Source organism: Qipengyuania sp. Mu-71 (assembly GCF_036867055.1).
In the GTDB taxonomy this organism is placed as follows: Bacteria; Pseudomonadota; Alphaproteobacteria; order Sphingomonadales; family Sphingomonadaceae; genus Qipengyuania; species Qipengyuania profunda.
The window spans coordinates 2,167,938-2,184,814 of sequence record NZ_JBAJHR010000001.1; the positions used below are offsets into that span (position 1 = coordinate 2,167,938).

Genomic DNA, 16,877 nt, shown 5'->3' on the forward strand with positions numbered 1-16,877 from the left:
AAAGAAAAGAGAGGAACTTTCATGCGTCAGCTTGACCATTTCATCGTCGGCGGAGCGAGCGCTCCCGCGGCCCGCACTCACAAGATCTGGAACCCCTCGACGGGCGAAGTCCAGGCCGAGGTTCCGCTGGGCGACGCCGTCTTGCTCGACCGCGCGGTCGCTACCGCCAAGAAGGTCCAGCCCGAATGGGCGGCCACCAACCCGCAGCGCCGCGCGCGGGTGATGTTCGAATTCAAACGGCTGGTCGAAGCCAACAAGCAGGAACTGGCCGAACTGCTTGCCAGCGAACACGGCAAGGTCGTAGACGATGCGCATGGCGATGTGCAGCGCGGGCTCGAGGTCATCGAATATGCCTGCGGCATCCCGCAGGCGCTGAAGGGCGAATACTCGCAAGGCGCGGGCCCCGGCATCGATGTCTATTCGATGCGCCAGCCGTTGGGCATCGGCGCAGGGATCACCCCGTTCAACTTCCCCGCCATGATCCCGATGTGGATGTTCGGCATGGCGATCGCGGTGGGCAATGCCTTCATCCTCAAGCCGTCCGAACGCGATCCCAGCGTGCCGATCCGGCTGGCCGAACTGTTCGTCGAGGCCGGCGCGCCCGAGGGGCTGCTGCAGGTGGTCCACGGCGACAAGGAAATGGTCGATGCCATCCTCGACCATGAAGACATCGCCGCGGTCAGCTTCGTCGGGTCGAGCGATATCGCGCATTACGTCTACAAGCGCGGCGTCGCTGCGGGCAAGCGTGTCCAGGCGATGGGCGGCGCGAAGAACCACGGGATCGTCATGCCCGATGCCGATCTCGACCAGGTGGTGGGCGATCTCGCTGGGGCCGCCTTCGGCTCTGCCGGGGAACGCTGCATGGCGCTGCCGGTGGTCGTGCCCGTGGGCGAGGACACCGCCGAGAGGCTGCGCGAAAAGCTGATCCCCGCGATCAATGCGCTGCGCATCGGCGTGTCGACCGATCCCGACGCGCATTACGGCCCCGTCGTCACGCCCGAGCACAAGGCGCGGGTAGAACAGTGGATCGACACTGCCGAACAGGAAGGTGCCGAGGTGGTCATCGACGGCCGCGGTTTCACCCTGCAGGGCCACGAGAAAGGCTTCTTCGTCGGCCCCACCCTGCTCGACCGCGTCACCACCGACATGGAAAGCTACAAGGAAGAGATCTTCGGACCCGTCCTGCAGATCGTGCGCGCCGACGATTTCGAGCATGCGCTGCGGCTGCCGAGCGAGCACCAGTATGGCAATGGCGTCGCGATCTTCACGCGCAACGGCCATGCGGCGCGCGAATTCGCGCACCGCGTCAATGTCGGCATGGTGGGGATCAACGTTCCGATTCCCGTCCCCGTCAGCTATCACAGCTTCGGCGGATGGAAACGTTCGGGCTTCGGCGACACCGACCAGTATGGCCAGGAAGGCCTGAAGTTCTGGACCAAGGCCAAGAAGGTCACCCAGCGCTGGCCCGATGGCGGCGGCGACGGATCGAACGCCTTCGTCATCCCGACGATGGGCTAAACGCCGCGCCAGGCGAACTTGGGAGAGAAACGATGAAACGCATACTGTTCCCCGCCGCCTTGCCGCTCGCGGTACTGCTCGCGGCCTGTTCGGGCGGCGCGGACGAGGCGGCCGCGCCCGACCCTGCCGAAACGATGATGCCGGTCGAACCCGATGGCGGGATCGGCGACGGCGCCGGACCTCCCGGACCCGTCGTTGCAGAAACCATCCCCGCCGCTTTCCGCGGCGTGTGGGACTATGTCGAGGGAAGCTGCGATCCGGCGTCCGACATGCGGGTCGAGATCGGGCCGAAGACCATGCAGTTCTACGAATCGCATGGCGATGTGACCGGGGTCGAAGTCGGCAGCCCGCAGGACATCGTCGTGTCGCTGGCGATGGAAGGCGAAGGCGAAACATGGGACATGGCGCGCCGCTTCACGCTGTCCGACGACGGGCGCACGCTGACCCCCGCGGCTGTCGGTGAAGAGCAATTCGAACCGATGCCGCTCAAGAAATGCGAATAGGAGTGTTGCCATGCGTATCCTGATCTTCACCGCGCTTGCCCTGCCACTGGCCGCCTGCGCCGGTTATTCCGAACCCGCACCCGCACCGTCCCCCCCGTCTCGCGACGCCATGTTCGGGGCCTGCGACGCAGCTCCGGCGCAGGCGCATGTCGGCCGTGAAGCGACCGAGGAAGCGGGCGCCGCGATCCTGGCGGAAAGCGGCGCCGAAGTGCTGCGCTGGGGCCCGCCCAATTCGGCATGGACGATGGATTACCGCACCAATCGCGTTAACGTGCGGTATGACGAAGCGCGGCTGATCACCGAGATCACCTGCGGATGACGCGCCGCCGCGCCTTCACCGGCTCCCCGTTCGAAGCGCGGTTCGGCTTCGCCCGCGCGCTGCGTGACGGCAACCGCATCCTTGTCGCCGGGACGGGACCGATCGAAGATGACGGCAGTTCCACCCAGGGCGGCGCCGCGGCCGAGGCCGAACGCTGTTTCGTGCTCATCCTGCGCGCGATCGAGGAACTGGGCGGCAGCGCGAAGGATGTCGTGCGCACGCGGATGCTGTTGACCGATCCGGCCGACCAGGAAGCGGTCGGCGAAGTCCACGCACGGTTCTTTGGCGAGGCCCCGCCCACCGCAACGATGGCAGGTGTGGCATGGCTCTGCCGACCGGAATGGAAAGTCGAAATCGAGGCCGAAGCAATCATCGAAGGCTAACCGCCGCAGCCCTTTTCACCTCCCCCCACCACCGCTAGGTCACCCGCCATGACAGGACAATTCCAGCTTACCGAAGAGCAGCTCGCGATCCAGGAAGTGGCGCAGCGCTTTACCGCCGACAACATCACTCCGCATGCCGGCGAATGGGACCAGACGTCGCATTTCCCGGTCGATGTGATCAAGCAGAGCGCGGAGCTCGGCTTCGGCGCAATCTATGTGTCCGAGGAAGCCGGCGGTATCGGCCTGGGGCGTCTCGAAGCGGCGCTGATCATGGAAGCCATGGCCTATGGCTGCCCTGCGACCAGCTCGTTCATCTCGATCCACAATATGGCCGCCTGGATGATCGACCGGTTCGGGGGTGAAGATCTGAAGGGCCGCTATCTGCCCGAGCTCGTCACCATGGAGAAGATCGCCAGCTATGCGCTGACCGAACCCGGCAGCGGATCCGACGCGGCGGGGCTCAAGACCAATGCCAGGCTCGATGGCGATCACTACGTGCTCAACGGCACCAAGCAGTTCATCTCGGGTGCGGGCTTCAACGACGTCTATGTCACCATGGTTCGCACGGGCGAGCACAAGACCAAGGGTATCACCTGCCTGGTGATCGACAAGGACACCCCCGGCGTGTCCTTCGGCAAGCCGGAGAAGAAGCTCGGCTGGAATGCCAGCCCGACCGCGCAGCTGATCTTCGAGGATGCACGGGTGCCCGTCGCCAACCGCGTCGGCCCCGAAGGCGACGGCTTCCGCTATGCCATGATGGGGCTCGACGGCGGCCGCCTGAACATCGGCGCCTGCTCGCTCGGCGGGGCGCAGCGCTGTCTCGACGAGGCGGTGAATTACACCAAGGAACGCCAGCAGTTCGGCCAGGCGATTGCCGATTTCCAGAACACGCAGTTCATGCTCGCCGACATGGCGACCGAATTGGAAGCGGCGCGCGCGCTGCTCTATCTCGCGGCTGCGAAGGTCACCGACAATGCGCCCGACAAGAGCAAATTTTCCGCCATGGCCAAGCGGCTGGCGACCGACAGCGGCAGCAATGTCGTCAACAATGCGCTGCAGCTGTTCGGCGGCTATGGCTATCTGAAAGAATACCCCATCGAACGCTTCTGGCGCGACCTGCGCGTCCATTCGATCCTCGAAGGCACCAACCAGGTCATGCGCATGATCGTGGGCCGGGAGATGCTACGCCAATGACCGAAACCGTCGACATTCATACCCACACCCATGGCCGCACCGGCCATCTCTCGCTCAACCGACCCAAGGCGCTGCATGCGCTGACGCTCGACATGTGCCACGCGATGAGCGCGGCGCTCGCCGGTTGGGCGGGCGACGACGGTGTCGAGGCCGTCATCCTCGACCATGCCGAGGGGCGCGGTTTCTGCGCGGGGGGCGACATCAATCTGCTGCGCCATTCCGCGCTCAACGATGGCGGGAAGAGCGGCCGCGAATTCTTCCACGACGAATACCGGCTCAACCACCAGATGTTCGAATACGGCAAGCCGATCGTGGCCTTCATGGACGGCATCACCATGGGCGGCGGCGTCGGTATCGCGCTGCCGTGCAAATATCGTGTCGCGACCGAGAACACGCGCTTCGCCATGCCCGAAAGCGGCATTGGCCTGTTCCCCGACGTGGGTGGCGGCTGGCACCTGTCGCGGCTGGGCGGGCGGCTCGGCCAGTTCCTCGCGTTGACCGGTGCGCGGCTCGACGGTGCGGAATGCGTCTGGGCGGGTATCGCCACGCATTACCTGCCGGCCGAGAAACTCGCCGAAGCCAAGGCCCGGATTATCGAGCATCCCGACCGGATCGGCGGTATCCTGTCCGAACTTTCCACCACCCCGCCGCCAGCGCGGCTGGAAGAGAATGCCGCGCTGATCAAGAAACACTTCGCCTCGGATCGCTACGAGGACATCCTCGCCAGTCTCGAGGCTGACGACAGCGAATGGGCGGCGAAGGAGCTCGCCACGCTACGCGGCAAGAGCCCGCAGACCTGCAAGGTCGCGCTGCGCCAGCTGAGCGAGAGCGAACAGCTCGGCAGCTTCGCCGACAATATGCGCATGGAATATCGCATCGCCAGCCGCGTCCTGACCCGCCCCGACTTCGCCGAGGGCGTGCGCGCGGTGATCGTCGACAAGACGAACGACCCGCAATGGAACCCGGCAACGCCCGAGGACGTGAGCGAAGAACTGATCGACAGCATCTTCGCCCCGCTGCCCCAAGGCGAGGAATGGACGCCGCTCGAACGGTGATATCCGTCGCCCCTGCGCAGGCAGGGGCCCATACGCCGTTGCGGTTCCGCGCGGCCGACAAGTCATCTAGGCTCCTGCCCTCGCAGGAGAGACGTGGAGAGAACATTGGCTTACGAAACCATCACCGTCGAACAGCGGGACGCGGTCACGCTGATCACGCTCAACCGTCCCAAGGCGCTCAATGCGCTCAACAGCACGATTCTTGCGGAACTGACCGAGGCTTTTGCCGCTTACGAGGCGGACAAGAGCCAGCTTTGTGCAGTCCTGACCGGTTCGGGCGACAAGGCTTTCGCCGCGGGCGCGGACATCAAGGAAATGAGCGAGAAGGCCGCGGCCGATTTCTACCTCGAGGATTTCTTCAGCCCCTGGACCAGCGAGATCGTCAAGAAAACGCGCAAGCCATGGATCGCGGCGGTCAACGGCTTCGCACTGGGCGGCGGCTGTGAGCTCGCCATGATGGCCGATTTCATCATCGCGAGCGAAAACGCCAAGTTCGGCCAGCCCGAGATCAAGCTGGGCGTCGCGCCGGGCATGGGCGGATCGCAGCGCCTGACCAGGGCGGTGGGCAAGTCCAAGGCGATGGAAATGTGCCTCACCGGCCGGATGATGGATGCCGCGGAAGCCGAGCGCAGCAATCTGGTCGCGCGCGTCGTGCCGCATGACACGCTGCTCGACGAAGCGCTGAAAACCGCCGCGCAGATCGCCAGCATGCCGCCGATGGCCGCGATCGCGAACAAGGAAATGGTCAATGCGGCCTTCGAAACCAGCCTCGACCAGGGCCTGATCATCGAACGCCGTATCTTCCAGATCCTCGCCGCGAGCGAGGACAAGCAGGAGGGCATGGCCGCCTTCGTCGAGAAGCGCGAAGGCAAGTGGAAGGGGCGGTAAGCCACTGGTGCGAAAGCACCGCTTTCCTACGTCCCCGCGAAACTGTTAAGCCCGTTTCCGGCGGGGCGGTCGCCACCTGGACCGGGGGGGGGGCGTCATATTGGCAAAGCTGTCGCCTCCGCCCCAAAAATATATCATAATTCAGCACCTTGCGATGTTGGATTGGGGCGACACACTGTCGCCCTTGTCGCCCGAATGTCGCCAGGGCACAGCAATTTGCGAGAGGATAGATCATGAAAATCGCCTTTATCGGCCTCGGCAATATGGGTGGCGGGATGGCCGCCAACCTCGTCAAGGCCGGGCATGCCGTGAATGCCTTCGACCTTTCGGAAGGAGCACTCGCGACAGCTAAGGACAACGGCTGCACGCCCTTCACCGACGCTTCCGAGGCCGTACAAGGCGTCGATGCGGTGGTTTCAATGCTGCCCAATGGCGGGATCGTGAAGTCGGTTTACGAAAGCAGCGTGATCGGCAAGGCGCCCGCAGGCGCGGTGCTGCTCGACTGCTCGACCATCGATGTCGCCACCGCGAAAGAGGTCATCGCCAAGGCCGAAGCCGCCGGTTACGACATGGTCGATGCGCCGGTTTCGGGCGGCATCGCTGCGGCGAATGGCGGCACGCTGACCTTCATGGTCGGCGGCACCGAAAAGGCCTTCGCCCGCGCCGAGGAAGTGCTTCAGGCCATGGGCAAGGCCGTAATCCACGCGGGCGATGCCGGCGCGGGCCAGACCGCCAAGATCTGCAACAACATGCTGCTCGCCATCTCGATGATCGGCACTGCCGAGGCGATGAAAATGGCCGAGAAGCTCGGCCTCGATCCGCAGAAATTCTACGAGATCAGTTCGCAGTCCTCGGGCTATTGCTGGTCGCTCAATGCCTACACCCCCTTGCCCGGCGTCGGCGTCGAAAGCCCGGCGGACAAGGACTACCAGGGCGGCTTCGCCACCGGGCTGATGCTCAAGGATCTCAAGCTGGCAATGGAAGCGGCCGAGACCGCCGATGCCTCGACCCCGCTGGGTCGCCACGCGAAGGAGCTTTACGAGCAATTCGCCGAGGACAATGCGGGGCTCGATTTCAGCGCGATCATCAAAACGCTCTGATCTCCTCAAGCACCCGCGCGAGCCATTCGCGCGGGGCCTTGCGGCGGCCGATATCGGCGACGAATTCCTGCCCGCGCGCCACGCTCTTGAGCCGTCCGCCGCGCAGCCAGCGGTCGGCGCGGTCGTGATAGCTCAGCCCGCCGTGTTTGAGCCAAGCGGGGCGCCGCCATAGCGAGGGCGGTCCCTCGGGCACGGTGAGGCGCAGCGCATCGCTCGCTTGCCGGGCTTCCACGCCGGGGCCTGCATAGATCACGTCGTTGCGCGCATGGAGCGCCAGCGCGTGCGGATGCCCGCGCGCGACCAGATAGTCGGGTGCCCCCTGCGCTAGATGGGTAATCTCGGCCACTTCGAGATAGCCGAAGATGCGGTGGTGGAGGTCGCCGCCTTCCTCGCGGAACAGCCCGAAGAACAGGAACACATCCCCCGGCCCCACACTCCGGTTCGCCAGATGTGTCTGCGCCGCACCGCATTGGCCGAACAGGCAGGTCCCATCGGCGAGGAACATCGGGTCGTGGTGGCACAGCGTCCCCGCATCGACCCGCCCGCGGCTGGCACGTGCGGCATGTTCGCCCAGCCCGAGATCGCCATAGGTGGTGCGCGAGGCGGTGCCTGCGGGGATCGGCAGGCTGACCGGCCGACTCTCGACAATCGGCGATGGGCCGCCGCCCGAGGCGCTGTCGAACCCTTTGCGGGAGAAGATAATTCGCACGCCATCCCCGTGCCTTAAGCGCGCGACAGTGACAACCGCACCATTCGGCCCTATTTGCGCGGCCATGACACAAGACAACAATGGCAAGGTCACCGCGCTGATCATGGCGGGCAAGCGTTCGGGCGTGCTCGATCCACTCGCCGAGCGTGCCAATGTGGCCCAGAAATGCGTCGTTCCCGTCGGCGGCATGCCGATGATCGAACGCGTGGTGATGAATGTCGCCGCGAGCCCGCGCATCGGCGAAATCCGCGTGGTGGCGCATGAGGCGGACGAGATCGCCGCCATTCCCTCGATCGCCAAGCTGCAGGCCGAGGGGCGGCTGGTGTTCAAGCCCGGCGCGTTCAATCTCGTCGACAGCGTCTTTGCCGGGGCCGAGGGTGCGGACTACCCGATCCTCATCACCACTGCCGACAATTGCCTGTGGCTGCCCGAGGATTTCAACGAATTCGCCGACAAGGCGATTGCCAGCGGTGCGGGCGCTGCGGCTGCGCTGGCGCACAAAGAAGACGTGCAGGCCGCAGACCCCGAAGGGCAGAAGAAGTTCTACGAATTTTCCGATGGCGGCTATTCCAACTGCAATGCCTATTGGATCGGCAGTCCGCAGGCGCTCGCTGCCGCTGAAATCATGCGCGGCGGCGGGCAGTTCGTGAAATTCCCGAAGCGCATCGCCAAGGCTTTCGGCGTGATCAATCTGATCCGCTTCTTCCTCGGCTGGGGCACCAAGGAAAAGCTCTTCGCGCAGGTTTCGCGCCGGTTCGGCTTCGCCATGGTGCCGATCGAAATGAGCCACGGGCACTGCGCCATCGATGTCGATAACGAGCGGACGTTCCAGGTCACCGAAAAGCTGCTGACCAAGCGGCTCGCCACTATCTGACGCCGCCGGTCGGACGATGCATCGCCTGCTCCGCAATATCGGTTGGTTGCTGACCGGGCGCGGCCTCAACGCCGTTTTGAGCATCATCTACCTGGCGCTCGCCACGCGGACGCTGGGGCTCGACCATTTCGGCTATTTCGCGATCATCCTCGCGCTGGGACAGACCGTCACCGGGCTGGCCAATTTCCAGACCTGGCAATTCGTCGTGCGCTGGGGCGCGGACGAGGACGGGCCCGCCGATGCGACCGGCTTCGCGATTGCGCTCGACCTGCTGTCGGTTGCGCTGGGACTCGTGCTGGCAGCCCTGCTGGTGGGGAGCGCGCCGCTCTGGCTGCCGCTGCCCGACGAGCTGTTACCGGTCGCCTTCGGCTATTGCGTGATCTCGCTGCTGGCGATCCGCACCACCCCCACCGGCCTGCTGCGGCTGCGCTTCGCCTATGCGCGCACCACCGCGGCCGAAGCGGTGCAGCCGGTGGTGCGCGCGGCGGGCGCGGCAGCTGCCGCAATCGCTATGCCGACCGTGACCGGCTTTATCCTCGCCTGGGCCGCCGCAGAAATCGCGGTGGCCATATCCTTGTGGATCGCGGCCGGCCGGCTCGACCGGATCAACCTCTCGCGCATCAGCCTGCGCCATATTCCGCGCGCACATCCGGGTGCCTGGCGGTTCGTCTGGTCGACCAACATGTCGGGCAGCCTCAATGTCGGCGCCAAGCAAGTGCTGATCCTGCTGGTCGGCGCAATCGGCGGCGAAACCGCGGCAGGCGGGTACCGCGTTGCCAGCCAGCTGGGACAGGCGCTCGTCAGCCTCGCACAGACGGTCTCCAAGGCGATCTATCCCGAGCTGGTCCATGCCCGGGAAACGGCGCATGACATGGCCCGGCGGATGGCCAATATCGCGCTGATCGCCGGGGTGCTGGCGGTGCTGGTAACGCTGTTCTTCGGGCGGACCGCGCTGGTCCTGATCGCGGGGCCCGAATTTCGCGTGTTCTGGACCATGGTGATCCTTGCGATCGCCGGCGCGATCGAACTCGTCGGCGCCAGTCTCGAATCGCTGCTGGTCAGCGCCGGCCGGGCAGGCACCGCATTCCTGATCCGTGCGATTCCCACGATCATCGGCCTGGCGCTGCTCGAAGTGGCGATGGGCTGGAACGGGCTGAAGGGCGCCGCCTTCACCGTCATGGGCGCATCCGCCCTGTCGGTGCTCGGTTTCTGGGTGGCGATCATCTCGCTGGCGCAGATCACGATCACCGTGAAGCCCGCACCCGAGCTGCCGCCCAAGGGCTAGCGAATTCCGAGCGCTTCCGCTTCGGCGCGCAGCCGAGCGGCGGCGGAGGGATTGGCCGCGACCGCATCGCTCAGCGCCTTGCGCGCGCGATCGGGTTGACCCAGCGTGGTGCGCGACCGCATCAGCATCACCCAGCCGTCGAGGTTCGACGGATCGGCGACCAGCTTCTGTTCGAGGCTGGCCACCATGCCCTCGGCCATCTGGCGCTGCTCGCCCGGGGGCATTTGCGAAGCGGCGGCGAGCTGTGCGGCGTTCGGCCCGGGAATCGCGCCGGTCGCGGTCAGCCCCGCGCCCGTCGCTGCCGGGACTGACCGCGCAGCCTGCGCGCGTTCGAGCCGCGGAGCGACCTCGAGCTTGTTGATCGTCGCCACCTGCTCGATCGTCCGCGCCAGATCGGCTTCCCACGGCGCGCCGGGCGGCGTGTCTTCGAGCAGTTCCAGCCACGCGATAATCGCGCCTTCGTGGTCGCCATCGAGATCCCGCCTCACGGCAAGGAAATAGCGCGCCCGCGGGTCTGCCGGATCGAGCGCGATTGCGCGGCGGAAAGCGGCGAGCGCTTCGGGCGGCAGCGGATCGCGCTTGCTGTCCATCACCAGCGCTTCACCGTATGCCGACCACAGTACTGCAGTGTCGGGTTCGAGCGCAGTGGCTTCGCGGTAGGCGGTGGCCGCCGCGCCGAATTCACCGCGTCCATAGCGGGTGAAGCCCAATTCCTGCCATGCCGCGGCATCGCCGGGTTCCTCGGCAACGCGCGCTTCGAGGGCCTCGAGCGGTGTGGCCGCGGGCGATTCGTCCGTATCGGCATCAGTCCCGTCGAGCGCGCGGTAGCCGACCGCTGCAAGGATGGCTGCCAGCGCCAGCCCGAACAGCAGCACGCCCCCGGTCACGCGGTTACCGGTCTGTTTCTCGCCCATCACATCCCCCTTGTCCGCTGGCTATCGCGGCTGGGCCCGACAAGCAATTGCCACCGCTTGAGTTTTGCCTATGATGCCGCCTCATAACAAAATACGGGTTCGCAAGCCTCCGGGGGGGATTGCGGTTTGGGCGATAGAGTTCGTGTAGCGATTGTAGGCTCCGGCCCCGCCGGGCTGAGCGCGGCTGCGCATGCGGCAGAGCGCGGCATGAGCCACGTGCTGCTCGAAAAGACCGACCATCTGTCGGACACCATCTACAAATACCAGAAGGGCAAGCACGTCATGGCGACGCCCAGCAATCTGGTGCTGCGCAGCGATCTGGATTTCGATGCCGGCAAGCGCGAGGTGATCCTCGACACCTGGGACCGGCAAGTGGCGGAGGGCCAGGTCGCAGTGCGCACCAATGCCGATGTCACCGGCATTGCGGGACAGGCGGGCGCGTTCACGCTGACCTTGCAGGACGGCTCGACAGTCGAGGCCGAAGCGGTGGTGCTGGCGATCGGGACGCAGGGCAATCCCAACTTGCTCCGGCTGCCGGGCGGCGACCTGCCGCACGTCCAGTATCAGCTCGACGATCCCACCGAATATGTCGACGAGCACATCACCGTGATCGGTTCGGGCGATGCGGGGATCGAGAACGCGCTCGGCCTCGCCGCCGACGAGGCGCAGGGCAATGTCGTCACGATCCTCAACCGCCGCGCCGATTTCGCGCGCGCCAAGGGCGCCAACGTCAAGCTGCTCGAAGAAGGCGAGGCCGACGGACGCATCTCGGTACGCCGCGAAACCAGCCCGCTGGAGGTCCGCGCGGGCGAAATCGTGCTCGAAACGCGCGACGGGCAGGAAACCATACGCTGCGACCGGATCATCGCGCGCACCGGCTCGCAGCCACCGCGCGCCTTCGTCGAAGGATGCGGCGTCGAGTTTGCGAGCGAGGACCGCACCGCTTTCCCCAAGCTGACCCCCAGCTTCGAGACCACGCAGCCGGGCATCCATGTGATCGGCGCGCTGGCAGGCTATCCGCTGATCAAGCACTGTATGAACCAGGGCTATGACGTCATCGAGTTTCTCGATGGCAACACCGATCTCAAACCGGCCGACGAACCGATCCTGGCGGAGAAATTCGCCGCGCTTCCGGGCGGCCGTTCGGTCGACGACTGGCTCGAGGCGTTCCGGTCGCAGGTCGTCATCCTGCAGGAGCTGAGTCCGCTGCAGATGCGCGAGCTGATGCTCGACAGCCGGGTCCATGCCTATGACCGCGGCGAAGTGATCTTCACCCGCAACGAGCCGGGTTCGTCGATGTTCGCGATTGCCGAGGGATCGGTGCTGGTCGAGGTCGATTCCGAAGACAGTTCGGTCACCGTGCCGATCGAGACGGGCTCGATCTTTGGCGAGGTCGGGCTGATTTCGGGCCGCAAGCGCGGGTCCACCATCCGCGCTGCCGAACCCACGGTGGTGGTCGAATTCTCGCGCCTCGCCGCGCTCAAGCTGCTCGCCACCGCGACCTCGGCCAACCGCGCGGTCAATCGCATTTCGATCGAGCGGCAGGTGCTGCAGATCTTCGGTGCGGGCCTGACCCCGGCCGATATCGCCGAACTGGTCGAGGCCGCCGAAGTGGTCTCGGTCCCCGCGGGCGAAGTGGTGGTGGAAGAAGGCGCCGACGACAAGGACATCTATATCGTCCGCGTCGGGTCGATGGTGGTGGAGAAGGACCTCGGCGGCAAGCCGGTGTTCCTCTCCTACCTTCCGGCCGGTTCCTATTTCGGCGAAATGGCCGTGATCGACGGGTCGAAACGCGCCGCCAGCGTCCGCGCTGCAATCAAGAGCGAGGTGATCCGCTTTCCGGGCGAAATGTTCAACGCATTGCTCGACGCCAAGCCCGATATCCGCACCCGCGCGCTCAAGGACATGGCGGCGCGGCGCGAGATCAACGACTTCGTCGAAAGCCGCAAGGCGAGCTTCGGCGGCGCGGTCGACATGTATTCGCAGACCGCGCAATTCCTCGTCGAGAACGGGCTTGGCGAAGCGACCGACGTGCTGCTGATCGACGAGAAGCTGTGCGTCGGCTGCGACAATTGCGAGAAGGCCTGCGCCGACAGCCATGACGGCCTCAGCCGGCTCGATCGCGAGGCGGGGCGGACCTATGCGCATCTGCACGTGCCGACCTCGTGCCGCCATTGCGAGCATCCGCATTGCATGGCCGACTGCCCGCCCAACGCGATCAAGCGCGGTCCCGATGGCGAAGTGGTGATCGACGAGACCTGCATCGGCTGCGGCAATTGCCAGCGCAACTGCCCCTATGGCGTGATCCGGATGGATGCCAAGCCGCCGCCCAAGCCGGGGCTGCTCAGCTGGTTGCTGTTCGGCGCGGGACCCGGCCCCGGCGAAGCCAGCTACGCCTGGCGCACGCGCAAGGCCGCCGAAGTGGGCGAGACCGCCAAGCTGGCGATCAAATGCGACATGTGCAGCGGGATCGAGGGCGGTCCCGCCTGCGTGCGCGCCTGCCCGACGGGCGCGGCGATCCGCGTGAGCCCCGAACGCTTCCTCACCGTCGCGCGGCTCGAAGAAGGGGCCGACTGATGGCAACCGTCTCCTCCAGCGACGATGCCACGGGCCATGCCGCAATCGAGCAGCGCCGCTCGGCCAATCACGAAAGCTTCCTCGCCCACCGCGCCTATTACTGGGCCCGGGTGGCGGCCTTCCTCGGGCTTTTCGTGGTTCTCACCTATGTGCTGATCGACGTCGATCCGCGGCACAATGGCGGGAGCTGGTACGGCTATACGCTGGGCACACTGGGCGCGGGGCTGATCGTCTGGCTGGCGTGGCTGGGCATTCGCAAGCGCCGTCCGACGCCGGGCAGCTGGAGCCTCAAGGCGTGGACCAGCGCGCATGTCTATCTCGGCCTGTCGCTGGTGATCATCGGGACGCTGCACACCGGCTTCCAGCTCGGCTGGAACGTCCATACGCTGGCCTGGGTGCTGATGATGCTGGTAATCATCTCGGGCGCCTATGGCATCGCGGTCTATGCCTCGCTGCCGCAGGCCCTGTCCGAAAACCGCCGCGAGATGACGCGCGAGCAGATGATCGAAAGCCTCGCTGCGATCGACAAGCAGCTCGAGGCCGCTGCTCAGCCGCTGTCGCGCGACGATGCCGACCGGGTGATCGCCGCACTCGAACAGGATGTCTTCTCTTCCGGGATCGCCGCACGGTTCCGCGGATCCAGCCGCCGCGATGCGACACGCGCGGCGCTGCAGCATATCTCGACCGGGCGCGCCTATGACGACGACACGCATGACCTCGCGCAGCAGAAGGTCCGCTCGCTGCTGGGCAAGCGCGCCGCACAGATTGACCAGATCCGCCGCCAGATGCAGACCAAGGCGCTGCTCCAGATCTGGCTTTATGTGCACGTGCCGCTGACCATCGCGCTGCTCGCGGCACTGACGGCGCATGTCGTCAGTGTGTTCTATTATTGGTGACGGACGGATCATGACATTCCTCATCCGCACCATCGACCTCACCGCCACCGGGCGTGAAATCGTGCGCGACCGCGTTGTCGAAGGCGACACGCTGGCAATCGGCCGCGCGACGACCAACGATGTGGTGGTTGCCGACCTTGCGGTCGAGCAGCACCATGTCTCTGTCACCCGCACCGACCGCGGCCATTTGGCGATCGAGGCCGCGGGCAGCCGCGATTTCACTTTCGACGGGCACAAGCGCAAATCGGTGAGCATCGACCCGGCAGCGGGCGGTGCGTTGACGCTCGGGCTCTATACGCTGACCTTCGGGCTAGAGGCGGACGGGCGCACGCTGGTCACGGTGACGCAGGAAGAGCGCGAATTCGGCAATCGCGATGCGGTGCGCGGCTTCGATCTCGCCAGCGTCATGCCGAGCAAGCGCGCGGCCGCGTGGATCGGCGTGCTGGTGATCCTCATCGCCTTCCTCGCCGTGCCGATCTGGACCAATCTCGCACGCGCGGACAAGCAGCCCGGCGCGCATGGCGTGGACCAGGTGGCATGGGATGACAGCTGGAGCACGGGCAAGCTGAGCCTCGCGCATCATTCGCTCGAGAACAATTGCGAGGCCTGCCACGTCGAGCCCTTCGTCTCGGTCCGCGACGAGACCTGCCGGTCGTGCCACGAGAATATCGGCGACCATGCCGCGATGGACCGGCTCGCCGCCTCGCGCGGGCCGATGGGTACGGGCGAAGCGCTGCTGTGGGACGTCGCCGGGGTTTTCGGCAAGGAAGGCCCCGAAGCCTGCACCACTTGCCATACCGAGCATGAAGGCGCCGGGCGGATGGAGCCTGCGGCGCAGCAATTCTGCTCGAGCTGCCACGAGGCGATGGACACGCGGCTGGGCGATACCGCGCTCGGCAATGCGCATGATTTCGGCACCGACCACCCCGAACTGCAGGCGCTGGTGTTCACCGAGGCAGGCAGCGATCGCACCGCGCGCGTCACGCTCGACGGCAAGGCGCGCGAAAACAGCGCGCTGCGCTTCCCGCATGACATGCATCTCTCGCAGACCAATGGCGTCGCGCGGATGGCAGGGACGCTGCCCGATTATGGCGAAGCGCTGGTCTGTGCCGATTGCCACCGCCCGACCGCCGACCGCATCGGCTTCCTGCCGGTGGAAATGGAAAGCGATTGCGAGAGCTGCCACAGCCTCGTCTACGACAAGGTCGGCACGACCTTCCGGTCCTTGCGCCATGGCGATGTCGCGCAGATGCGCGCCGACCTGGTCGCGATGGACCGGGCGCCGCGTGAACCGATCACCAGCGGGCTGAGGCGCCCGGGCGAATTCAAGCGCGGCGGCCGCTATTTTCAGGATTTCGGCGCGCCTGCCCGCAACTATCTCGGCGTCGCACGGGCGCTGTCCGAGGATGGCGTCTGCGGCGAATGCCATATCCCCACCACGGTCGACGGGCAGCCAAGCGTCGTGCCGGTGTTCCAGCGCAGCCACTATTTCCTCAATGGCCGGTTCGATCACAAGGCGCATGAGCAGGAGGAATGCAGCAGCTGCCACGCCGCCGACACCTCCGCCAGCGCCGCCGACCTGCTGCTGCCGACGCTGACCAGCTGCCGCGAATGCCACCAGGGGGCCGACGCAGTTGCGGCGGATGTGCCGTCGACCTGTGCCATGTGCCACAGCTATCACCCGCCGACCTTCCAGCGCCGCGAGGACGGCCCGCAAAGCCCGGTGCCCGATCGGGTGGCCCGCCTGTCGCGGCAGCGCGAGGGCAGCGAATGAGGGTCGGCGTGGCATCAGGGGGAGAGACGCTTTGCTGATCGCTCAGATGACCGATGTCCATATCGGTTTCGATCCGGACGCGCGTCCGGAAGAACTCAACCGCATCCGCTTCGGCGCGGTGCTCGAACGGTTGGCAAAGACCCCGCACACGCTCGATTTCCTCGTGCTGTCGGGCGATCTCACCGACCATGGCGACCGCGACAGCTTTTCCAAGATCGCCGCGGTGCTGGCCGATATTCCCTGCCCCATGCTCCCACTGGTGGGCAATCACGACGACCGCGAAGAGCTGCTCCGCGCATTTCCCGACACGCCCTGCGAAGGCGAGTTCCTGCAGTATGTGGTCGAGCAGGACGGGTTGCGGATCATCTGTCTCGATACATTCGAGCCGGGCCGTCATGGCGGCGCCTTCTGCGAAAAACGGCGCGACTGGCTGCGCGCGGCGCTGGCGAGCGGCGACGGCAAGCCCTGCGTCATCTTCATGCACCACCCGCCGATCGTCGCCGGGATCGACTGGATGGACCCCGCGCCGGACGAGCCGTGGATTGCCAACTTCGCCGCCGCCGTGGACGGGCACCAGGATACGATCCAGGCAATTCATTGCGGGCATCTGCATCGCCGCGTCGCCGCGCGGTTCAGGGGCATCCCGCTCGGCATCACGCCTTCGGTCGCGCCGCTGGTGGCGCTCGACCTGCGCCCGATCGACGAGCATGCGGCGGACAATCGCGCGCTGATCACCACCGAGCCGGCCAGCTACGCGCTGCATTACTGGGACGGCACGGACCTGGTGACGCATTACGAAAGCTGCGGTGAATGGGAAGTGCTCGCGCATTATGGCGAGCATCTCAAACCCATGGTGCGCGAGATGAAGGCCGAGCGCCGGTAGTCTGG

General features: G+C 65.9%; 16 protein-coding genes. 14 read left to right on the top strand and 2 right to left on the bottom strand.

All coding sequences use genetic code 11. The features are described from left to right. Nucleotides 1–21: 21 nt before the first annotated feature. The 8 genes from V6B15_RS10695 to mmsB all read left to right on the top strand — a co-directional run bounded on the left by V6B15_RS10695 (nucleotide 22) and on the right by mmsB (nucleotide 6,960). A complete protein-coding gene (locus V6B15_RS10695; RefSeq protein WP_334201121.1) occupies nucleotides 22–1,518 on the top strand; it encodes a CoA-acylating methylmalonate-semialdehyde dehydrogenase in 1,497 nt (498 codons plus the stop codon). A gap of 32 nt (nucleotides 1,519–1,550) precedes the next feature. Beyond that, nucleotides 1,551–2,021 (top strand): hypothetical protein, encoded by a 471-nt coding sequence (locus tag V6B15_RS10700; protein ID WP_334201122.1) that lies wholly within the window; start codon nucleotides 1,551–1,553, stop codon nucleotides 2,019–2,021. Between the two features lie 10 nt (nucleotides 2,022–2,031). After that, the gene (locus tag V6B15_RS10705) at nucleotides 2,032–2,340 is read left to right on the top strand and encodes an I78 family peptidase inhibitor (protein ID WP_334201123.1); all 309 of its coding nucleotides are present in this window, start codon (nucleotides 2,032–2,034) and stop codon (nucleotides 2,338–2,340) included. Beyond that, complete coding sequence (locus V6B15_RS10710) at nucleotides 2,337–2,723, top strand: RidA family protein (protein ID WP_334201124.1); 387 nt, start codon at nucleotides 2,337–2,339, stop codon at nucleotides 2,721–2,723. Before V6B15_RS10705 ends, V6B15_RS10710 begins: the two co-directional genes overlap by 4 nt. A gap of 48 nt (nucleotides 2,724–2,771) precedes the next feature. Then, a complete protein-coding gene (locus tag V6B15_RS10715; RefSeq protein WP_334201125.1) occupies nucleotides 2,772–3,917 on the top strand; it encodes an acyl-CoA dehydrogenase family protein in 1,146 nt (381 codons plus the stop codon). After that, a complete protein-coding gene (locus tag V6B15_RS10720) occupies nucleotides 3,914–4,972 on the top strand; it encodes an enoyl-CoA hydratase/isomerase family protein (RefSeq protein WP_334201126.1) in 1,059 nt (352 codons plus the stop codon). The genes V6B15_RS10715 and V6B15_RS10720 overlap by 4 nt, the downstream gene beginning before the upstream one ends. A 105-nt stretch (nucleotides 4,973–5,077) precedes the next feature. Beyond that, nucleotides 5,078–5,860: an enoyl-CoA hydratase-related protein gene (locus V6B15_RS10725; protein WP_334201127.1), complete on the top strand. Its 783-nt coding sequence runs from the start codon at nucleotides 5,078–5,080 to the stop codon at nucleotides 5,858–5,860. Nucleotides 5,861–6,093: 233 nt separating this feature from the next. Continuing rightward, nucleotides 6,094–6,960 carry a 3-hydroxyisobutyrate dehydrogenase gene (mmsB, locus tag V6B15_RS10730; protein ID WP_334201128.1) on the top strand — a complete coding sequence of 289 codons (867 nt, stop codon included), beginning with the start codon at nucleotides 6,094–6,096 and terminating at the stop codon, nucleotides 6,958–6,960. On the opposite strand, the gene V6B15_RS10735 is transcribed toward mmsB, so the two are convergent. Further along, the gene (locus V6B15_RS10735; protein WP_334201129.1) at nucleotides 6,947–7,669 is read right to left on the bottom strand and encodes a hypothetical protein; all 723 of its coding nucleotides are present in this window, start codon (nucleotides 7,667–7,669) and stop codon (nucleotides 6,947–6,949) included. The two genes, mmsB and V6B15_RS10735, sit on opposite strands and share 14 nt — an antisense overlap. 64 nt (nucleotides 7,670–7,733) lie before the next feature. Between V6B15_RS10735 and V6B15_RS10740 the strand changes: the two genes are divergently transcribed. Both V6B15_RS10740 and V6B15_RS10745 read left to right on the top strand, forming a co-directional pair. After that, entirely contained in the window at nucleotides 7,734–8,543 is an 810-nt protein-coding gene (locus V6B15_RS10740; RefSeq protein WP_334201130.1) for a hypothetical protein, read from the top strand. Between the two features lie 16 nt (nucleotides 8,544–8,559). After that, on the top strand, nucleotides 8,560–9,828 hold the full coding sequence (locus tag V6B15_RS10745; protein ID WP_334201131.1) for a lipopolysaccharide biosynthesis protein: 1,269 nt from the start codon (nucleotides 8,560–8,562) through the stop codon (nucleotides 9,826–9,828). Here the strand turns inward: V6B15_RS10745 and V6B15_RS10750 are convergent. Further along, nucleotides 9,825–10,742 (bottom strand): tetratricopeptide repeat protein, encoded by a 918-nt coding sequence (locus V6B15_RS10750; RefSeq protein WP_334201132.1) that lies wholly within the window; start codon nucleotides 10,740–10,742, stop codon nucleotides 9,825–9,827. The genes V6B15_RS10745 and V6B15_RS10750 overlap by 4 nt on opposite strands. 126 nt (nucleotides 10,743–10,868) lie before the next feature. Here V6B15_RS10750 and V6B15_RS10755 point away from each other — a divergent pair, with 126 nt between their 5' ends. The 4 genes from V6B15_RS10755 to V6B15_RS10770 are packed head-to-tail and all read left to right on the top strand — an operon-like array spanning nucleotide 10,869 to nucleotide 16,872. Next, entirely contained in the window at nucleotides 10,869–13,319 is a 2,451-nt protein-coding gene (locus V6B15_RS10755) for a cyclic nucleotide-binding domain-containing protein (RefSeq protein ID WP_334201133.1), read from the top strand. Then, on the top strand, nucleotides 13,319–14,215 hold the full coding sequence (locus V6B15_RS10760; protein WP_334201134.1) for a hypothetical protein: 897 nt from the start codon (nucleotides 13,319–13,321) through the stop codon (nucleotides 14,213–14,215). The genes V6B15_RS10755 and V6B15_RS10760 overlap by 1 nt, the downstream gene beginning before the upstream one ends. A gap of 10 nt (nucleotides 14,216–14,225) precedes the next feature. Then, nucleotides 14,226–15,989, top strand: coding sequence for a cytochrome c3 family protein (locus tag V6B15_RS10765; RefSeq protein WP_334201135.1), 1,764 nt, complete (start codon nucleotides 14,226–14,228; stop codon nucleotides 15,987–15,989). Between the two features lie 31 nt (nucleotides 15,990–16,020). Continuing rightward, nucleotides 16,021–16,872 (top strand): metallophosphoesterase, encoded by an 852-nt coding sequence (locus V6B15_RS10770; RefSeq protein ID WP_320180911.1) that lies wholly within the window; start codon nucleotides 16,021–16,023, stop codon nucleotides 16,870–16,872. The last annotated feature ends 5 nt before the right edge of the window (nucleotides 16,873–16,877 follow it).